Origin of the sequence: Nocardioides sp. J9, from assembly GCF_007829375.1 — a bacterium.
Taxonomy (GTDB): domain Bacteria; phylum Actinomycetota; class Actinomycetes; order Propionibacteriales; family Nocardioidaceae; genus Nocardioides.
This window is the reverse complement of the sequence record NZ_VLJQ01000140.1, coordinates 1-15,080: the sequence shown is the minus strand read 5'-3', so window position 1 is coordinate 15,080 and position 15,080 is coordinate 1. Positions and strand designations below refer to the sequence as shown.

At 71.5% G+C, this 15,080-nt stretch carries 19 protein-coding genes; 9 read left to right on the top strand and 10 right to left on the bottom strand.

Going from position 1 to position 15,080, the window contains the following annotated elements; genetic code table 11:
• Positions 1-243: 243 nt before the first annotated feature.
• From L615_RS22835 to L615_RS22825, 3 genes are read right to left on the bottom strand one after another with little or no spacing between them, the layout of a single operon-like run.
• Complete coding sequence (locus tag L615_RS22835) at positions 244-549, bottom strand: AzlD domain-containing protein (protein WP_028655190.1); 306 nt, start codon at positions 547-549, stop codon at positions 244-246.
• Positions 546-1,211: an AzlC family ABC transporter permease gene (locus L615_RS22830; RefSeq protein WP_051485632.1), complete on the bottom strand. Its 666-nt coding sequence runs from the start codon at positions 1,209-1,211 to the stop codon at positions 546-548. Before L615_RS22830 ends, L615_RS22835 begins: the two co-directional genes overlap by 4 nt.
• Positions 1,212-1,214: 3 nt before the next feature.
• Positions 1,215-1,754 (bottom strand): GNAT family N-acetyltransferase, encoded by a 540-nt coding sequence (locus tag L615_RS22825; protein WP_036517327.1) that lies wholly within the window; start codon positions 1,752-1,754, stop codon positions 1,215-1,217.
• Positions 1,755-1,829: 75 nt separating this feature from the next.
• Between L615_RS22825 and L615_RS22820 the strand changes: the two genes are divergently transcribed.
• On the top strand, positions 1,830-2,840 hold the full coding sequence (locus tag L615_RS22820; RefSeq protein WP_028655191.1) for an aldo/keto reductase family protein: 1,011 nt from the start codon (positions 1,830-1,832) through the stop codon (positions 2,838-2,840).
• 10 nt (positions 2,841-2,850) lie between these two features.
• Here L615_RS22820 and L615_RS22815 read toward each other — a convergent pair whose 3' ends face one another.
• The 4 genes from L615_RS22815 to nadA are packed head-to-tail and all read right to left on the bottom strand — an operon-like array spanning position 2,851 to position 5,690.
• Positions 2,851-3,522 carry an EthD domain-containing protein gene (locus L615_RS22815; protein WP_145726665.1) on the bottom strand — a complete coding sequence of 224 codons (672 nt, stop codon included), beginning with the start codon at positions 3,520-3,522 and terminating at the stop codon, positions 2,851-2,853.
• A 47-nt stretch (positions 3,523-3,569) separates the two neighbouring features.
• Positions 3,570-4,160 carry a DUF3043 domain-containing protein gene (locus L615_RS22810; RefSeq protein ID WP_028655193.1) on the bottom strand — a complete coding sequence of 197 codons (591 nt, stop codon included), beginning with the start codon at positions 4,158-4,160 and terminating at the stop codon, positions 3,570-3,572.
• Positions 4,161-4,162: 2 nt separating this feature from the next.
• Positions 4,163-4,522 carry a zinc ribbon domain-containing protein YjdM gene (locus L615_RS22805; RefSeq protein WP_145726659.1) on the bottom strand — a complete coding sequence of 120 codons (360 nt, stop codon included), beginning with the start codon at positions 4,520-4,522 and terminating at the stop codon, positions 4,163-4,165.
• Positions 4,515-5,690 (bottom strand): quinolinate synthase NadA, encoded by a 1,176-nt coding sequence (gene nadA, locus L615_RS22800; RefSeq protein WP_028655195.1) that lies wholly within the window; start codon positions 5,688-5,690, stop codon positions 4,515-4,517. Before nadA ends, L615_RS22805 begins: the two co-directional genes overlap by 8 nt.
• Before the next feature lie 83 nt (positions 5,691-5,773).
• Here nadA and L615_RS22795 point away from each other — a divergent pair, with 83 nt between their 5' ends.
• The 4 genes from L615_RS22795 to erpA all read left to right on the top strand — a co-directional run bounded on the left by L615_RS22795 (position 5,774) and on the right by erpA (position 9,132).
• Complete coding sequence (locus tag L615_RS22795; protein WP_145726657.1) at positions 5,774-6,859, top strand: glycerate kinase; 1,086 nt, start codon at positions 5,774-5,776, stop codon at positions 6,857-6,859.
• 196 nt (positions 6,860-7,055) lie between these two features.
• Positions 7,056-7,526 (top strand): DUF4334 domain-containing protein, encoded by a 471-nt coding sequence (locus L615_RS22790; RefSeq protein ID WP_222430677.1) that lies wholly within the window; start codon positions 7,056-7,058, stop codon positions 7,524-7,526.
• Entirely contained in the window at positions 7,523-8,641 is a 1,119-nt protein-coding gene (locus L615_RS22785; protein ID WP_145726652.1) for an NAD(P)-dependent alcohol dehydrogenase, read from the top strand. The genes L615_RS22790 and L615_RS22785 overlap by 4 nt, the downstream gene beginning before the upstream one ends.
• A 74-nt stretch (positions 8,642-8,715) precedes the next feature.
• The gene (gene erpA, locus L615_RS22780) at positions 8,716-9,132 is read left to right on the top strand and encodes an iron-sulfur cluster insertion protein ErpA (protein WP_261376836.1); all 417 of its coding nucleotides are present in this window, start codon (positions 8,716-8,718) and stop codon (positions 9,130-9,132) included.
• 76 nt (positions 9,133-9,208) lie between these two features.
• On the opposite strand, the gene L615_RS22775 is transcribed toward erpA, so the two are convergent.
• Positions 9,209-9,421 (bottom strand): hypothetical protein, encoded by a 213-nt coding sequence (locus L615_RS22775; RefSeq protein ID WP_028655199.1) that lies wholly within the window; start codon positions 9,419-9,421, stop codon positions 9,209-9,211.
• A 130-nt stretch (positions 9,422-9,551) separates the two neighbouring features.
• Here L615_RS22775 and L615_RS22770 point away from each other — a divergent pair, with 130 nt between their 5' ends.
• Positions 9,552-10,484, top strand: a complete 933-nt coding sequence (locus tag L615_RS22770; RefSeq protein WP_232221731.1) for a carbohydrate kinase family protein — start codon at positions 9,552-9,554, stop codon at positions 10,482-10,484.
• Here the strand turns inward: L615_RS22770 and L615_RS22765 are convergent.
• A complete protein-coding gene (locus L615_RS22765) occupies positions 10,477-10,710 on the bottom strand; it encodes a sulfurtransferase TusA family protein (protein WP_028655201.1) in 234 nt (77 codons plus the stop codon). The two genes, L615_RS22770 and L615_RS22765, sit on opposite strands and share 8 nt — an antisense overlap.
• Positions 10,707-11,825, bottom strand: coding sequence for a cysteine desulfurase family protein (locus tag L615_RS22760; protein WP_145726649.1), 1,119 nt, complete (start codon positions 11,823-11,825; stop codon positions 10,707-10,709). The genes L615_RS22765 and L615_RS22760 overlap by 4 nt, the downstream gene beginning before the upstream one ends.
• A gap of 258 nt (positions 11,826-12,083) precedes the next feature.
• On the opposite strand from L615_RS22760, the gene coxB reads away from it, so the two are divergent.
• The 3 genes from coxB to L615_RS22745 all read left to right on the top strand — a co-directional run bounded on the left by coxB (position 12,084) and on the right by L615_RS22745 (position 14,925).
• Entirely contained in the window at positions 12,084-12,824 is a 741-nt protein-coding gene (gene coxB / locus L615_RS22755; RefSeq protein WP_145726645.1) for a cytochrome c oxidase subunit II, read from the top strand.
• 65 nt (positions 12,825-12,889) lie between these two features.
• Positions 12,890-14,509 carry a cytochrome c oxidase subunit I gene (gene ctaD, locus L615_RS22750; protein ID WP_145726662.1) on the top strand — a complete coding sequence of 540 codons (1,620 nt, stop codon included), beginning with the start codon at positions 12,890-12,892 and terminating at the stop codon, positions 14,507-14,509.
• The gene (locus L615_RS22745; RefSeq protein WP_028655203.1) at positions 14,509-14,925 is read left to right on the top strand and encodes a cytochrome c oxidase subunit 4; all 417 of its coding nucleotides are present in this window, start codon (positions 14,509-14,511) and stop codon (positions 14,923-14,925) included. The genes ctaD and L615_RS22745 overlap by 1 nt, the downstream gene beginning before the upstream one ends.
• Positions 14,926-15,080 lie beyond the last annotated feature (155 nt).

Genomic DNA, 15,080 nt, shown 5'->3' with positions numbered 1-15,080 from the left:
ACCTGGATGGCGCGAGCGCGTCGCTCGTGCCTCGCGCCGCGCTGCCGCGCCGCGGTTGCCTCCGGTGGATGGTGACGTCCGCCTGGCGGCAAGACGGGCGGCACGCGCAGTCCCGCCTCCCTCCGCCTCCGGTCGCTCGTTCCTCGCTCCCTGCGGCTCCGGGCCGGCSGGACCGCGCGGTCAGCCGCCTCGGCACCTGGATGGCGCGAGCGCGTCGCTCGGGCCTCGCGCCGCGCTGCCGCGTTACAGGAGCCGCAGCAGGGCGGCGACGGCCGCGGAGCCGAAGACGACCACCAGGAAGGGGGCGCGGGCCAGGAGCAGCAGGACCGCGACGCCCAGGGCGGCGGCACGGGCGTCCAGGGCCAGCGCCCGGCCCTCGGGGGCGGCGAGGACCTGCACGGTGACCAGCGCGGCGAGCAGGGCGGCCGGGATCAGGTCGGCGATCCGCGCGACCACCGGCCTCTCCAGCACCCGCGGGGGGACGGAGAGCCCGGCCAGCTTGAGCAGGTAGCAGCCGATGCCGGCAGCGAGGACGGCCCACCAGGTCATCGCGCCAGCGCTCCCACCAGGACGGCCACGCCGGCGGCGACGAGCACGGGCACGCCGGCAGGCGTGAGCGTGACCGCACCGGCGGCCACCAGCGCCGCGAGCAGCGCCGTGACCCGCGCCAGCGGGGTCGACAGCCTCGGCCACAGCAGGGCGAGGAAGGCGGCGCCGACCGCGGCGTCGAGGCCGAGGTCGCGGGGATCGCCGATCTGCTCGCCGGCGACCGCGCCGACCAGCGTGGTGAGGTTCCACAGCACGAAGATGGTCAGCCCGGTCGTCCAGAAGCCGGTGCGCGCCTGCTCGCGGTCGGGGCGGTTGACGGCCATCGCCGTGGACTCGTCGATGAGCACGTGCGCGGCGGCGACCCGGCGCCAGCCGCGGTAGCCGAGCAGGGGCGCCATCCGCAGGCCGTAGAGCGTGTTGCGGGTCCCCAGCAGCAGCGCGGTCAGCGCACCCGAGACCGCCGAGCCCCCGGCGCCCAGCACGCCCGCCAGAGCAAACTGCGAGGCGCCGGTGAACATCAGCAGCGACAGGACGCAGGTCTGCGCGACGTCGAGGCCGGACGCGACCCCGACGGCGCCGAAGCTGAGACCGTAGGTGCCGGTCGCGATGGCCACCCCCAGGCTGTCGCGTACGACGGCGCGCTGGTCGTGCTGCGTCGTCATCGCCTACGACAGCGCGGTGTGGAGCCGGACCTGCTTGACCGCCGAGCCCGCGTCGTCGGCGAGCTCCCGGCTGGCGCCGTCGGGGGCCCAGCCGGCGCTGGTCAGGAACGCGCGGAACGTGTCGTCGCCGGCGTCGACCCAGCACACCGCGCGGGTGAACCGGTCGGCGACGAGGGTGTCCACGCAGGCCTGGAGCAGGCGGGAGCCGTGCCCGCCGCGGGTCTCGGCGGGATCGACGGTGAACTCGCCGATCTCGCCGTCGGCGGCGGGGTCCGCGTCGGGATCGGCGTTGGGGCCGGTCAGCGCGAAGCCGACCACCCGGTCGTGGGCGAGCGCGACGAGCGCGCGGCGCCGGGCCTCGGGGGGACGGGACAGCGTGCCGCGCCAGGCCTCGGCGAGGTCGTCGACCCCGAGGCCCTGGTCGGTGAGCTGTGCGGCCAGCCGGCCGTCGTACCGCTCCTGCCAGGCGCGCAGCTGCACGCCGGCGATGCCGGCCGCGTCGGCCGGCCACCCGACCCGGACGGAGACGTCAGCGGCGACCACGGCTCGATACTGCCATCGGAAGATCCGACGCCCGGCACCGGCTCCGCCCTTGCCGCGGACACTAGGGTCGGGTCCATGGAGATTCGCAACCTCGGTGCGAGCGGCCTGAGGATCTCGGCCATCGCCTACGGCAACTGGCTCACCCACGGCTCCCAGGTCGAGGAGGACGCCGCGCTGGCGTGCGTCCGCCAGGCCCTCGAGGAGGGCATCACCACCTTCGACACCGCCGACGTCTACGCCAACACCGCGGCGGAGACCGTCCTCGGCAAGGCGCTGGCGGGGGAGCGGCGCGAGGGCCTGGAGATCTTCACGAAGGTCTTCTGGCCGACCGGTCCCGGCAAGCACAACGACCACGGGCTGTCGCGCAAGCACATCATGGAGTCGATCGACGGCTCGCTGCGCCGGCTCGGCACCGACTACGTGGACCTCTACCAGGCGCACCGCTTCGACCACGAGACGCCGCTGGAGGAGACGATGCTCGCCTTCGCCGACGTCGTCCGGGCCGGCAAGGCGCTCTACATCGGCGTCTCGGAGTGGCGCGCGGAGGAGATCCGCGCCGCTGCCGAGCTCGCCCGCGAGCTGCGGGTGCCGCTGGTCTCCAACCAGCCGCAGTACTCCATGCTCTGGCGGGTCATCGAGTCCGAGGTCGTCCCGACCTCGAAGGAGCTCGGCATCGGCCAGGTCGTCTGGTCCCCGATCGCGCAGGGCGTGCTCACCGGCAAGTACCTCCCCGGCCAGCCGCCGCCGGCCGGCTCGCGGGCCACCGACGACAAGGGCGGCGCCGACATGGTCGCCCGCTGGCTGCAGGACGACGTCCTCGAGCGGGTCCAGCAGCTCCGGCCGATCGCCGAGTCGGTGGACCTCAGCCTGGCGCAGCTCGCGGTCGCCTGGGTGCTGCAGAACGGCAACGTCTCGGCCGCGATCATCGGCGCCAGCCGCCCCGAGCAGGTCACCGAGAACGTCAAGGCCGCGGGCGTGAAGCTCGACGCCGAGACGATGGCGGCGATCGACCGGGTCCTCGACGGCGTGGTCACCACCGACCCGGCGAAGACCGTGTCGCCGCGGCGCTCGGAGATGTTCGGCTGACCCGGTCCGGTCAGGCCAGGGTGAACCGGTAGCGGCTGGTGGGCACGAGGTCGAGCCCGTCCGCCGCACCGAACCGCGCACAGCTCTCCATGAGCGTGGTGAAGCGGCGTTGCAGCTCGGCGTCGTCCCCGCCGCTGCCGTGGAACGCGTGCGGGTCCGCCATCGCCGCCATGGGGAAGAGCTCCTCGACGATGCCGGCGACGTCCTGCCCGCCGGGCGTGAGGGCCGCCAGGACCGGGTTCTGCACGTAGCCGAAGGTGCCCTGGGTGTCGATGGCGACCTGGGTGTGCCGGCCGAGCCAGTCGGCGCGCCAGTCCTCGGGCGACATCTCCGCCGGCCGGCGCAGGAAGGCGATGTTGGCCAGGGCGTCGGCGCGTTCGCCGTCCGGGACGGACGGCGGCACCAGCGGCTCGCGCTCCTCGACGAGCCACGCGTCGGCCGACGCGTCCACCTGCCGTACGACGGCCAGCAGGTCGGCCAGCAGGTCGGCAGCGTCGACGTCGGTCCACAGCGCCAGCACCGCCGTGATCGGCGTGCCGGGCCCGAGCCGCATCGCCGGGCGGACCGCCTCGTCGTCGACGTTGACCTGCAGCCGGGTCGCCCCGGCCGAGGCCAGGTCGGTGTGCAGCGCGGGGTCGAGCAGGCGCGGTGCGACGGCGGGGTCGTGCAGGGCGGCGATCATCTTCACGCCGCGCAACCTACGCCCTCACGGGCGCGGGGCGAGGGACCTCAGCGGTCGTAGTCCTCGGGCAGCGCCTGGCCGATCTTGATTCGTGCCTTCGGCAGCCGCATGAACTTCATCTGCATCGAGCGCGTGATCGCGTAGTAGGTCGTGCCCTTCAGGGACTCCTCGGGGAAGCGCTTGCGGAGCTCGCGGCGGATCCGGAAGCGCAGCACGAACATGTCCGTGACCACGAAGAGCACGGTGGCGAGCAGGATCAGGCTGCTGGCCTGCACGAGCGCGGTGTTGCCGGTGTAGCCGAGGATCAGGCCGATGATCATCAGCGGGATGACCATCTCCACGATGGAGAAGCGGCGGTCGACGTAGTCGCGGATGAACCGGCGCACCGGCCCCTTGTCCCGGGGCAGGAAGTAACGCTCGTCGCCGCTCTTCATGCCCTGGCGGATCTTGCGGCTCTCCTCGGCGCGGAACTCGCGCTGCCGTCGGGCCAGCTCCTTCTTGTCGCGCGGCGCCCGGGCCCGGGCACGCGCGGCGGCCTCGGCCTCCTTGCGGGTCGGCGTCGGGCGACCCTTGCCGCCGGGCTTGGCGGGCGCCTGGGGCGTCTCGGGAACCGCTGCGGACTTGGTGCGCTTGAACACGCTCAGGCCTTCCTGACCACGCTGGACTTGAGTTGCATCGGCCCGAAGCCGTCGACCTTGCAGTCGATGTCGTGGTCACCCACACCGTCGACGAGGCGGATGCCGCGGACCTTCGTGCCGGACTTGATCGGCTTGGGGGCGCCCTTGACCGGCAGGTCCTTGACGACGATGACGTCGTCGCCGTCGGCGAGCGGGTTCCCGTTGGCGTCACGGACGACGCCGGCGGCGGCTTGCTCCTCGGCGGCTGCCGCGGCCTCGGCGGGCGACCACTCGTGGCCGCACTCCGGGCAGACCATCAGCTCGCCCATCTCGTAGGTGTACTCGCCCGAGCACTCCGGGCAGGCAGGCAGGCCGTCAGTCACGGTGGGTCTTCCCGGGCAGGTCCAGCATCCGCTGGAGGGCGGTCAGGGCGTCGGCCTCGGTCTGCGGGTCGACCTCGATCTGGTTGACGAGGTTGCCCTCGGCGAGGTTCTCCAGCGCCCACACCAGGTGGGGGAGGTCGATCCGGTTCATCGTCGAGCAGTAGCAGACGTTCCGGTCGAGGAACATGATGTTCTTGTCCGGGTGGGCGTTCTTGAGGCGCTGCACGAGGTTGAGCTCGGTGCCGATCGCCCAGCTCGAGCCGGCCGGGGCCGCCTCGATCGTCTTGATGATGAACTCGGTGGAGCCGACCAGGTCGGCCTTCACGACGACCTCGTGCTGGCACTCGGGGTGGACCAGGACGTTGAGGTCCGGCACCTTGGCGCGCAGCTCGTCGATGACGTCGGCGGAGAAGCGGCCGTGCACGGAGCAGTGGCCCTTCCAGAGGATGATCTTCGCCGCGGCGAGCTCCTCGGGCGTGAGGCCGCCGTCGGGCTTGTGCGGGTTCCACACGACGCAGTCGTCGAGGGAGTAGCCCAGCTTGAGGACGGCGGTGTTGCGACCGAGGTGCTGGTCGGGCAGGAACAGGACCTTGGTGTCCTCGCCCTTCTGCTGGAACGCCCAGTCGAGGGCGACCTCGGCGTTGGACGAGGTGCACACCACGCCACCGTTGCGGCCGCAGAACGCCTTGATCGCGGCGCTGGAATTCATGTAGGTCACCGGGACGACCGAGTCCTGCACGCCTGCCGCTGCGAGCGCGTCCCACGCCTTCTCGACCTGCGCGATGCGCGCCATGTCGGCCATCGAGCAGCCCGCCGCGAGGTCGGGCAGGACGACCTTCTGCTGGGCGCTGGTCAGGATGTCGGCCGACTCCGCCATGAAGTGCACGCCGCAGAAGACGATGAACTCGGCGTCGGGCCGGGCCGCGGCGTCGCGGGCGAGCTTGAAGGAGTCGCCGGTGACGTCGGCGAACTGGATGACCTCGTCGCGCTGGTAGTGGTGCCCGAGAACGAAGAGGCGGTCACCGAGCGCCTCCTTCGCGGCACGGGCGCGGGCGACCAGGTCCGGGTCGGAGGCCGGCGGCAGGTCCCCGGGGCACTCGACACCCCGCTCCGAGAGCGGGTCGGAGCCGCGGCCGAGCGGCAGCAGCGGGAGGTCCACGGTGGTCATGCGTCCATCCTAGTTTGGGCGCGCTGCTGCCCCGTGATCGCGGTCCGCTGCCCGATCAGCGAGGTCTCCGCCATGATGGCCGCATGCGCGTCCTCGTGGCCCCGGACAAGTTCGCGGGCACCCTCACCGCCGTCGAGGCCGCGGAGGCCATCGCGGCGGGCTGGCGGCGCCAGGCTCCCGACGACGAGGTGCTGCTCGCGCCGATGTCGGACGGCGGGCCGGGCTTCGTCGACGTCCTCCACGCCAGCCTCGGCGGCGACCTGCTCGCCGTCATCGCCCAGTCCGCGCAGGGCCACGACGTGCCGACCACCATCTTGCTGGTCGGCGAGACGGCGTACGTCGAGAGCGCCCAGGCCTGCGGCCTTCACCTCACGAAGGGGGAGGGCGGGGAGTTCCACACCACGGTCGGGGTGGGGCAGATGGTCCTCGAGGCGATCAACGCCGGCGCGACGAAGGTCGTGGTCGGTCTCGGCGGGTCCGGGACGAACGACGGGGGAGCCGGCCTGCTGGCCGCGCTCGGTGCCGACGCCGACGTCTCCCTCGACGTGGGCGGGATCTTCCTCGACGGGGTGAGCCGGGTCGACCTCAGCATCCCCCGTGCGTACGTCGACGGTGTCGAGCTCGTCGCGGCCACCGACGTCGACAACCCGCTCACCGGCCTGTTCGGAGCGAGCAAGACCTTCGGCCCCCAGAAGGGCCTCGACGAGGAGTCGCAGGTCCTGCTCGACGGCTTCCTCGAGCAGTGGGCCGCCGCGACCGACCGGCGCCTCGCCCTCGAGGCCGGCGCGGGCGCCGCCGGGGGCCTCGGGTTCGCCCTGTTGCTCCTCGGCGCCCAGCGGGTCTCCGGGATCGAGCTGGTCGCCGAGGCCGTCGGCCTGGCCGAGCGCGCCCGCGAGGTGGACCTGGTGATCACCGGCGAGGGTGCCTTCGACTTCAGCAGCCGCGCCGGCAAGGTCCCGGCCGGCGTCGCCGCGGTGGCCTCCGCCGCCCTGCGCCCCTGCGTGGCCCTCGCCGGGCAGGTGCTCGTCGGCTCGCGCGAGATGCGCGCGCTCGGGATGGACGCGGCCTACTCCCTCGTCGAGGCCGTGGGGGAGGAGCGCGCCTTCCGCGACCCCGAGGGTGCGCTCGCCGAGCTCGCCGCCCGGGTGGCGCGGACCTGGTCAGCCTGAGGTCCTGTCCCGGTCGGTCGGCTGTCGGCGCGGAAGTCGGCACGGGCTCCGCCCGCGCCGCCGCAGGCGGCCGCCGCCGCGTCGTTTGGGCAGGAACTGCAGGCGACACGCCGTTCGCGGCTGCAGTTCGTGTCCAATCGTGAGCAAGTCCCGAGCAGTCCTGTCCTCGAACGAGAACCTGTTCTAGATTGACCGCGTGACCGACACGAGGCAGCGCTTCGACGCGCTCCGGCAGGCAGACCAGGCCGACGTCGCGGAGCTCGAGGCCCTGTGGGCCGGGCTCGCGACCGTGACCGTCGAGGAGGTGCTCGGCTCGTGGCGCGGGGGCGACTTCGCGACCGGCCACGTCGCCAGCCGGGTGCTGCAGAAGGTCCGGTGGCACGGCAAGCGCTTCGACGGCCCGCTGGCGGCGGTACCCCTGGTCTGCCGCGGCGAGGACGGCGAGCTCTACTCCAACACCGAGGCCGCCGGCGGCGGCGAGGCGTCGCTGTGGGAGGTCGCCTTCCGTGGCGAGGTCACCGCCAGCATGGTCTACGACCGGCTCCCCGTCGTCGACCACTTCAAGAAGGTCGACGACGACACCCTCATAGGCGTCATGAACGGCAAGCTCGAGGCCGCCTTCGGCGTGACGGACCCCTACTACTTCTGGCTGGAGCGTGAGCGATGAGGACGACGGCGTTCGTGGTGGAGGAGCCGGGCGGCGACTTCGTGCAGACCGAGGTCGAGCTGGACGACCCCCGGGAGGACGAGGTCCTCGTCCGGGTCGTGGCCACCGGCCTGTGCCACACCGACCTGACCGTGCCGACGATGCTGCCCCCGGAGATGCTGCCGACCGTCGTCGGCCACGAGGGCACCGGCGTGGTGGAGCGGGTCGGGGCGGCGGTGAGCGGCATCGAGGTCGGCGACCACGTGGTGATGAGCTTCCGCTCCTGCCGGTCCTGCGGGCCCTGCACGGCCGGCGATGTCGGCTACTGCGAGCAGTCGCTGCTCCTCAACTACATGGGCATGCGCGCCGACGGCTCGACCACGATGAGCCGCACCGGCGCCGACGGCCAGCAGCAGACCGTGTTCGGCAGCTTCTTCGGCCAGTCCAGCTTCGCCCGGCACGCGATCGCGTACGCCGACAACTGCGTCGTCGTCGACAAGTCCCTCGACCTCACCCGGCTCGCCCCCTTCGCCTGCGGCTACCAGACCGGCGCCGGGACGGTGCTCAACGTGCTCGACCCGGCCCCCGACGAGCCGCTGGTCGTGTTCGGCGCCGGGGCCGTCGGCCTGGCTGCCGTCGCTGCGGCGCGGGGGCGCGGCGTGGAGACCGTCGTGGTCGTCGACCCGGCTGCGCCGCGCCGCGCCGTCGCCGAGGGGTACGGCGCCACCGCGCTCGACCCGACCGAGCCGGGTGCCGCGCCGGTGGAGGAGCGGGTCAGGGAGGCCACGGGCGGGGGAGCGGCGTACGCCATCGACACCACGGCGCTGCCGGCGGTCGTGCTCCAGGCCCAGCACGCCCTGCGCTCGCGCGGCCTGCTCGTCGCGCTGGGGCTCGGTGCGGCGGAGTACACCATCGACGCCATCGACCTGCTGCAGTCCGGCAAGGTCGTCCGTTCCTCGATCGAGGGCGAGGCGGACCCGCTGGTCACCATCCCCGAGCTGATCGCGCTGCGGGAGGCCGGGAAGCTCGACGTCGACCACCTCGTGGCGACGTACCCGTTCGAGAAGATCGCGGACGCGGTGGCCGACTCGAAGGCGGGCGCGGTGGTCAAGCCCGTTCTCGTCTGGGGGGAATAACCACCTTTGTGCGACCATTGGGGTAGTCGAGACAACGGGATCGACCCCCAGAACTGACACACCCTGGAGTGAGCATGAGCGACAGCTGCTGCGGAGGCGGCCMCAGCCACGAGGCCCCCGGCGCGACCACGACGGTCGCCACGCCGGTCGACTTCGAGCGCCGCGAGGACCAGATCAACCTGAGCCCGGTGGCGGCCGCGAAGGTCAAGAGCCTGCTCGAGCAGGAGGGCCGCGACGACCTGTCCCTGCGCATCTCGGTCCAGCCGGGCGGCTGCTCGGGCCTGCGCTACCAGCTGTTCTTCGACGAGCGCAGCCTCGACGGCGACGTCGTGACCGACTTCGACGGCGTGGCCGTCGTCGTCGACCGGATGAGCGTCCCCTACCTCAACGGCGCCGTCATCGACTTCGTCGACACGATCGAGAAGCAGGGCTTCACGATCGACAACCCCAACGCGACGGGTTCCTGCGCCTGCGGCGACAGCTTCCACTGAGCTGCGCCTGCGCCCCGCCTGACGTAGAACGCGAGAGAGGCCCCCACCGCACGGTGGGGGCCTCTCTCGTCTCCTGTCAGTCCAGGTGCAGGTGCAGGGCGTTCGCCAGGCGCTGCGCGGCCTCGGAGATCTGGATCTCCCGCTTGCCGCTCTCCCGGGGCTGCTCGTCGAAGTGCAGGCTGGGCGCGGGGCGGGTGGCGCGGACCGCGGCCTGCTCGAGGCGGCGGCTCACGGCCTCGCAGTCAGCGCGCATCTCGGTAGGGGTGGCGATCTCGTCGTACGGCGTCATGTGATCGACGCTAGGCGTTACCGAGGGGTAGACCCAGCAGCGGACGGCTACGGCTCGGTTAATGTTCCGTGTCGTGACTTCACCCACGGGCTCCCTCCTCATCGCCGGCTCGATCGCGACCGACCACCTCATGACGTTCGGCGGCAAGTTCGCCGACTCCCTGGTCGTCGACCAGCTGGACAAGCTCTCGGTGTCGTTCCTCGTGAACGACCTCGAGATCCGGCGGGGAGGGGTCGCGCCGAACATGTGCTTCGGCCTGGCCCGGCTCGGCCTGCGTCCGGTGCTCGTCGGCGCCGCCGGCGAGGACTTCACCGACTACCGCTCGTGGCTCGAGCGCCACGGCGTCGACTGCGACTCGGTGCACATCTCCGAGAGCCGGCACACCGCCCGCTTCGTGTGCACCACCGACTCCACGATGGCCCAGTTCGCCTCCTTCTACCCCGGCGCGATGAGCGAGGCCAGCCTCATCGAGCTCGCCCCGATCGTGGAGCGCGTCGGCACGCCGGCGTACGTCCTCATCGGTGCCGACGACCCGGCCGCGATGAAGCGGCACACCGAGGAGTGCCGCCAGCGCGGCTACCCGTTCATCGCCGACTGCTCCCAGCAGCTCGCCTTCGCCGAGGGCGACCTGATCCGCGACCTGATCGACGGCGCCGCGATCCTGTTCTCCAACGAGTACGAGTCGCACGTCATCGAGAAGAAGACCGGCTGGAGCGCCCAGGAGGTGCTGGACCGGGTCGGCTTCCAGGTCACCACCCTCGGCAAGGACGGCGTCCGGGTGACGTCGAAGGACGGCACGTCGTTCGAGGTGGCGGCCGCCACCGGCGTCGAGGCGGTCGAGCCGACCGGTGTCGGCGACGCCTTCCGTGCCGGCTTCCTCGCCGCCCTGTCATGGGGCACCTCCCTCGAGCGCGCGGCCCAGGTCGGCTGCGTCCTCGCGGCCTACGTCGTGGAGACGGTCGGCACGCAGGAGTACGACTTCACCACCGAGCAGTTCGTCGAGCGGGTCCGCGTCTCGTACGGCGACGAGGCCGCCGTCGAGGTGCAGAAGCACCTCAGCTGAGGCGCTTGACCACGTAGCGGGGAGCGCCGTCGTCGGCGGCCTCCTCGCCGACGTACTCCTGCCCGCGCATGCGGCACCACGCCGGCACGTCGTAGCGGGCGGCCGGGTCGCGGGCGACGACCGCGAGCAGGCCGCCCACCGGCACGCCGGGGAGCGCCTTCGCGAGCTCGATGATCGGGCGCGGGCAGGGCAGGTCGCGGCAGTCGAGCTCGACGTCGGCGCTCACAGGCCGGCCCCCGCCCGGATCTCCCCGACGACGCGGGCGAGCGCCGCACAGAAGCCGTCGACCTCCTCGTCGGTGGTGTCGCGGGACAGGGAGACCCGCACGTTGCCGTGGGTGAGCGCCCCCATCGCCGCCAGCACGTGGCTCGGCTCCAGCGTGGAGGCGGTGCAGGCGGAGCCGCTCGCGACGCCGTACCCCTCGCGCGCCAGGGCCGCGACGATCTCGTCGCCGCCGGCGTAGAGGACCGAGAACGTCACCAGGTGGGGGAGCCGCTGCACGGGGTGGCCGACGACCTCCACGTCCGGCAGCGCGGCCGCCGCGCTCCGCACCCGCTCCACCTGCGCGAACTGCCGGGCGGCGACCTCCTCGCGCTCGCCGAGCACCGCCTGGAGGGCGGCAGCCGCCGCGAGCGCCGCGGGGACGTCGGGGAAGCCGCCCACCTGGTCCAGCCCGTCGTCGCCGGGGAACGGGTTGGTCCACCGGGTGCCGCGACGCACCACGAGGACCCCGACGCCGGCCGGGCCGCCCCACTTGTGCGCCGACGCCGTCAGTGCGTCCCAGCGCCGCGGCAGGTCGACGTGGCCGACCGCGGCGGCGGCGTCCACCAGCAGCGGTACGCCGGCCGGCAGGTCCAGCGCGTCCACCGGCTGCAGCGTCCCGACCTCCTGGTTGGCCGCCTGGAGGGCGACGGCGCCCACGCCGGCGGCTCGCGCGGCTGCGGCGAGCGCGTCGACGTCGACCACCCCGTCGGCGTCGACCGGGATGCTGGCGTGGGCGGGGGAGTCCCGCCACTGCACCACGTGCAGCACGGAGGAGTGCTCGACCGCTCCGTGGACGATCCCGTCCCGACCCGTGGCCGTGGTGAGGCCCAGCAGGCCCCGGTGGACGCCCTCGGTGCCAGAGGAGGTGAAGCCGACCTCGTCGGGGCGCACGCCCAGGCACTCGGCCACCACCGCACGGGCGTTGTCGAGGAGCAGGCGGGCGTCGCGGCCGGGGCCGTGGAGGCGCCGCGGGTCGGCGTACCCCCGCTCGAGGGCGGCCAGCAAGGTGTCGCGGGCGGCGGGGTGCAGGCGCGCCGACGACGCGCTGTCGAGGTAGACCTCGGTTGTCCGGCTCACAACCTGACCATAGAACCACGCTCACCAAGCGGGCCGCCGGTCCGAAAGGACCTACCCGGCGACCATGCCGGGGCGGTCCTCCGCTAGTGTTCGCAGTGTTCTGACCCTCGAGAGGAAGGCTCGTTCGTGGGCTGGTGGCACCCCGAGCGTTCACGGGCGCAGCGACGACTCCGTCGTGCGATCCCGTTCGCCGGATTCGTCGTTCTTGCAGCTGCGCTGAGCGGCTGCTCCACCGACTCCCAGTGGGAGCGGTTCGGCATGCCGGAGATCAAGTCGGAGCAGGGTGAGCACATCCTCCAGCTCTGGCAGGGCGCCTGGGTGGCGGCCCTGATCACGGGTGTGGTCACGTGGGCCCTGATCATCGGCGTCCCGATCTGGTTCCGTCGTCGCAGCGACGACGAGGTCCCGGTGCAGACCCGCTACAACCTGCCGATCGAGATCTTCTACACGGTCTTCCCGGTCATCATGGTGATCGCGTTCTTCTCGCACACCGTGCGGGTGCAGAACCTCGCCCTGGAGCTGGACGAGAACCCCGACGTCATCGTCGAGGTCGTCGGCCAGAAGTGGCAGTGGACGTTCAACTACCCCGAGACCGAGGCGGCCGACGGCAAGAACGTCTTCGTCTCCGGCACGGGTGACAACATCCCGACGCTGGTCATCCCGGTCGACAAGACCATCGAGTTCCAGCTCTACAGCCCCGACGTCATCCACAACTTCGGCATCCCGGCCTTCGCGATGCGCATGGACGTCGTCCCCGGCAACGACAACGCCTACCAGGTCAAGCCGACCGAGACCGGCACCTACGCCGGCAAGTGCTACGAGCTCTGCGGTGCCTACCACTCGCGGATGCTCTTCACCGTCGAGGTCGTGACCGAGGCCGAGTACGAGGCGTACCTCGAGCAGCTGGCAGCCAACCCGGACAACGTCTCCGACGAGCCGGTCAAGGGTGGCCTCTACTCCGAGAACCTCATCAACCACGACGAGGAGGGCCACGAGTGACCGCGCTCGCCCGCAACGCGGACGTGCCCGAGCGCAAGACGCTCGGGAAGCAGCTCGTCCGGATCATGACGACGACCGATCACAAGCTGATCGGCAACCTGTACTTCTTCACCGCGATGTTCTGGTTCATGGCCGGCGGCATCATGGCGCTGCTCATCCGCTCCGAGCTCGCCTACCCGGGCAGCCAGCTCGTCAACGAGGAGCTGTACAACCAGCTCTTCACGATGCACGGCACGATCATGCTGCTGCTGTTCGCGACGCCGCTGTTCTTCGGCTTCGGCAACGCGATCATGCCGCTGCAGATCGGTGCGCCCGACGTCGCGTTCCCGCGCCTGAACATGTTCAGCTACTGGCTGTACCTGTTCGGCGGCCTCATCGCGGCCTCCGGCTTCCTCACCCGTGACGGCGCCGCCTCGTTCGGCTGGTTCGCCTACACGCCGCTCTCCGACTCGGTGAACAGCCCCGGCGTCGGTGGCGACCTGTGGATCATGGGTCTGTGGATGGCCGGTCTCGGCACCATCCTCGGTGCGGTCAACTTCATCACCACGATCATCTGCATGCGGGTCCCCGGCATGACGATGTTCCGGATGCCGATCTTCACCTGGACCGTGCTGATCACCGCGATCCTCGTCCTGATCGCGTTCCCGATCCTCGCCGGCGCGCTGCTCTCGCTCGAGGCCGACCGCCAGCTCGGGGCACACGTGTTCGACACCGCGACCGGTGGCGCCATCCTGTGGCAGCACCTGTTCTGGTTCTTCGGCCACCCCGAGGTCTACATCATCGCGCTGCCGTTCTTCGGCATCATCTCCGAGATCCTGCCGGTCTTCAGCCGCAAGCCGATCTTCGGCTACGTCGGCCTGGTCGGCGCGACCCTCGGCATCGCGATCCTCTCGGTGGCGGTGTGGGCGCACCACATGTTCGTGACGGGCGCGGTCAACCTCGCGTTCTTCTCCGGCATGACCTTCCTCATCGCCGTCCCGACAGGCGTGAAGTTCTTCAACTGGATCGGGACGATGTGGGGCGGATCAGTGCGCATGGACACCCCCATGCTCTGGTCGATCGGCTTCCTCACGACCTTCCTCTTCGGTGGCCTGACCGGCATCATCCTGGCCAGCCCGCCGCTCGACTTCCACGTCTCCGACTCCTACTTCGTGGTGGCGCACTTCCACTACACGGTGTTCGGCACGGTCGTGTTCGCGATGTTCGCCGGCTTCTACTTCTGGTGGCCCAAGTTCACCGGTCGGATGCTCGACGAGCGCCTCGGCAAGATCCACTTCTGGCTGCTGTTCATCGGCTTCCACACCACCTTCCTCATCCAGCACTGGCTGGGCGTCGAGGGCATGCCGCGCCGGTACGCCGACTACCTGCCGGGTGACGACTGGGAGTTCATGAACCAGGTCTCGACGATCGGTGCCTTCGTGCTCGCGTCCTCGATGCTGCCGTTCTTCTACAACGTCTATGTCTCCCGCAAGGGCCCGCTGGTCAACAGCGACGACCCGTGGGGCTGGGGCCGGTCGCTGGAGTGGGCCACGAGCTGCCCGCCGCCGCGCCACAACTTCCACACGATCCCGCGCATCCGCTCGGAGTCGCCCGCGTTCGACCTCCACCACCCGGAGATCGCCGCGATCGAGATGTACGACGACGAGCCGGCCGGCGAGCTGGACAAGAAGGGAGCTGACGCCTGATGAAGATCGAGGCATGGATCTTCGGCGTGACCACGGTCTTCCTGGTCCTGGTCAGCCCCGCCTACTGGTTCATCACCGACGCCGGTGACTCCGGCGCCGACTGGACCGGCACCTCCGCGCTCGTCATGACCACGCTGCTGTGCGCCATGGTGACCCTCTACCTCGGCTTCCACGCCGGGCGGATGGACGCGCGCCCCGAGGACCGCAAGGACGGCGAGATCGCGGAGGGTGCCGGCGAGCTCGGCTTCTTCCCGCCGTACTCCTGGTGGCCGCTGTGGTGCGGCGCCACCCTGGGCATCATCGTGTTCGCCCTGGCGATGCTCGCCTGGTGGCTGTTCATCATCGGGATCGTCCTCGGCGCCCTGGCCCTCGTCGGCTGGATCTTCGAGTACTACCGAGGCGAATTCGCCCACTGAGCTGAGCTGACTGCGCGAGCGCGTCGCCTGTCAAGGGCGAGGGGGACCCTCCGGGCCCGCCCTCGCCCTTGACGCGTCTTCGACGCCAGCGCCGCGCTGCCGCGCACGCAGTTGGCTTGCGCAGGGCCCACGTCCGCCTGGCGGCAAGCCCAGGG

Bases quoted from the DNA above. Each gene is read 5' to 3' on its own strand.
- L615_RS22835 (WP_028655190.1), bottom strand. From the start codon at position 549: ATGACCTGGTGGGCCGTCCTCGCTGCCGGCATCGGCTGCTACCTGCTC.
- L615_RS22830 (WP_051485632.1), bottom strand. From the start codon at position 1,211: ATGACGACGCAGCACGACCAGCGCGCCGTCGTACGCGACAGCCTGGGG.
- L615_RS22820 (WP_028655191.1), top strand. From the start codon at position 1,830: ATGGAGATTCGCAACCTCGGTGCGAGCGGCCTGAGGATCTCGGCCATC.
- L615_RS22815 (WP_145726665.1), bottom strand. From the start codon at position 3,522: ATGATCGCCGCCCTGCACGACCCCGCCGTCGCACCGCGCCTGCTCGAC.
- nadA (WP_028655195.1), bottom strand. From the start codon at position 5,690: ATGACCACCGTGGACCTCCCGCTGCTGCCGCTCGGCCGCGGCTCCGAC.
- L615_RS22795 (WP_145726657.1), top strand. From the start codon at position 5,774: ATGCGCGTCCTCGTGGCCCCGGACAAGTTCGCGGGCACCCTCACCGCC.
- L615_RS22785 (WP_145726652.1), top strand. From the start codon at position 7,523: ATGAGGACGACGGCGTTCGTGGTGGAGGAGCCGGGCGGCGACTTCGTG.
- L615_RS22775 (WP_028655199.1), bottom strand. From the start codon at position 9,421: ATGACGCCGTACGACGAGATCGCCACCCCTACCGAGATGCGCGCTGAC.
- L615_RS22770 (WP_232221731.1), top strand. From the start codon at position 9,552: ATGACGTTCGGCGGCAAGTTCGCCGACTCCCTGGTCGTCGACCAGCTG.
- coxB (WP_145726645.1), top strand. From the start codon at position 12,084: ATGCCGGAGATCAAGTCGGAGCAGGGTGAGCACATCCTCCAGCTCTGG.
- ctaD (WP_145726662.1), top strand. From the start codon at position 12,890: ATGACGACGACCGATCACAAGCTGATCGGCAACCTGTACTTCTTCACC.
- L615_RS22745 (WP_028655203.1), top strand. From the start codon at position 14,509: ATGAAGATCGAGGCATGGATCTTCGGCGTGACCACGGTCTTCCTGGTC.